Origin of the sequence: Streptomyces solincola (assembly GCF_002982015.1) — a bacterium.
Taxonomy (GTDB): Bacteria; Actinomycetota; Actinomycetes; order Streptomycetales; family Streptomycetaceae; genus Streptomyces; species Streptomyces solincola.
The window spans coordinates 1-2,294 of record NZ_PVLV01000683.1; the positions used below are offsets into that span (position 1 = coordinate 1).

The window sequence follows — 2,294 nt, forward strand, 5'->3', positions numbered from 1 at the left end:
CCCCGAGACCGGGCCGCCCGGACCGTCCGCCCGCCCGCCCGGCGTCACCGTCGCCGAACTGGTGCGCACCGGCGCGGTCGAACTGCACTCCGGCGGCGGCGGCGCCGGCTCCGCGCCGGTGCTGACCGAGCACGACGTGCTCACCGGCCAGGCCCCCTCCGGCGCCCTGCCCGCCGGCCCCGGTGACCCGCCGGTGCTGGTGCGGGCCGGCGACGTCGTCGTGCCCGTCCTCGGCAGCGGCTCCACCGCCCGGGTCGTCGACGAGGACACCGCGGGCGCCGCCCTCGGCCGCAACCTCCAGTTGCTGCGGCCCGACCCGGCCGCCCTGGACCCCTGGTTCCTGGCCGGCTTCCTGCGCGGCACCGCCAACCACCGCCAGGCCAGCAGCTACACCACCACCTCCACCCGGCTCGACGTGCGCAAGCTGCATCTGCCCCGGCTGCCCCCGGCCGAACAGCACCGCTACGGCGAGCGGTTCCGCGCGCTCGCCGAGTTCGAGGCCGCGCTGAAGCTGGCCGGCCGGCTCGGCGAGAAGCTGGTCCAGGGCATGTACGACGGGCTGACCGACGGCGCCATCGAGGCGTGACGGCGGACGTACCGGCGTGACGGCAGGGGGGCCGAACGCCCCGGGGGCGCGCGCGGTTCGCCGATGACGGTGGCGGCGCGGCCGTGACGTGATCGGTTCGGCAACGGTTCGGTGCAACCCCGACCGGCCTGTCGGTGTCGGTGTATACGCTCACATCCGCATCGGAACCGCCCGACGCGGCCGCGCCGCGGCGGCCGCCCGACGCCACCGCCCGACCTCGCCCGCCCAGGAGCAGCCATGTACGCCCCCGGCCACGCCACGCCACCGCCCCGGCGTCCCTCCGACGGCACGCTCATCGGCCTGCGCGTGCTGTTCACCGTGCTGACGGTGCTGAGCTGCGGGCTGCTGGGCTGGGCCGCCATGCTGCGGCTCGCCGTCGTCACCCGGCGCGGCCGGGACTGGACGCTGTTCGCGTTGGCGCTGGTGGCGTCCGTCGGGGTGTTCGCCTACGCGGGCACGGCTCCCACGGACGACAAGGGCGAGATCACGGACGGGGCGTCGGTCGTGGTCGGGCTGTGGCTGATCCTGCTGATCGCCGTGGTCCTCGCCGTCTACCTGACCCTGGAGATCCAGCACTTCAGCCGCCTCGGCGCCCCCGGGCACGGCCCCGCCGGCGGCGGCTACGGCTACCCGGGCCCGACTCCCGCCCCCGTACACCAGCCGCCGGTGCACCAGCCTCCCGTGCACCAGCCTCCCGTGCAGCAGCCGGTGCAGCCCGTGCGGCAGACGCCGCCGGAGCCCCGGCAGCACCCCGCGGCCCCGCCGCCCGCGCACCACCGCATCCACCAGGTCCGCGCCGAGCTGGACGAGCTGAGCGACCTGCTGCGCCAGGACGACCGCCGCCGGGAAGAGGAGAAGTGAACGGACGCCTCATCGCCGGGCGCTACGAACTGTCCACCGTCATCGGCCAGGGCGGCATGGGCCAGGTGTGGACCGGCTACGACAGCCGGCTGGACCGCCGGGTCGCCGTCAAGCTGCTGCGCCCCGACGCCATGGCCCCGGCCGCGGCCGCCGAGGAGATGCGCCGCCGGTTCGTGCGCGAATGCCGGGTGACCGCCCAGGTCACCCACCCCGGGCTGGTCACCGTGCACGACGCCGGCAGCGACGACGACGACCTCTTCCTCGTCATGCAGTACGTCGAGGGGGCCGACCTCGCCGACCACCTCGCCGAACACGACCCCTACCCCTGGCGCTGGGCCGTGGGCGTGGCCGCCCAGCTGTGCGCGGTGCTCGCCGCCGTGCACGCGGTGCCGATCGTCCACCGCGACCTCAAGCCGCGCAACGTCATGGTCAAGCCGGACGGCACCGTCACCGTCCTCGACCTCGGCATCGCCTCCGCGATCGACACCGACACCACCCGCCTCACCCACACCGGCTCGCCCATCGGCAGCCCCGCCTACATGGCGCCCGAGCAGGCCATGGGCGGCGCGGTCGGCCCGTACACCGACCTCTACGCGCTCGGCGCGCTGCTGCACGAACTCCTCAGCGGCAACGTCCCCTTCACCGGCTCCACCGCGCTCGGCGTGCTGCACCGCCACCTCTACGAGCCGCCGCTGCCGCTGCGCCAGCTGCGCCCCGAGGTGCCCGAGGCGCTGGAGGCGCTGGTGCTGCGGCTGCTGGCCAAGGACCCGCAGGCCCGGCCGTCCGGCGCGCAGGAGGTGTACGAGGCACTGGCCCCGCTGCTGCCCGCGCGCGGCGGCACGGCCGG

General features: G+C 75.9%; 2 protein-coding genes and 1 pseudogene. All 3 read left to right on the forward strand.

The genetic code is table 11. From position 1 onward, the window contains the following. A pseudogene (locus C6N75_RS29240) lies at positions 1–586 on the forward strand (SAM-dependent methyltransferase); the annotation flags it as partial. 237 nt (positions 587–823) lie between these two features. Continuing rightward, complete coding sequence (locus C6N75_RS29245; protein ID WP_105871854.1) at positions 824–1,447, forward strand: hypothetical protein; 624 nt, start codon at positions 824–826, stop codon at positions 1,445–1,447. 56 nt (positions 1,448–1,503) lie between these two features. After that, on the forward strand, positions 1,504–2,294 hold a 791-nt coding region (locus C6N75_RS29250; protein ID WP_258177678.1), incomplete at its 3' end, for a serine/threonine-protein kinase.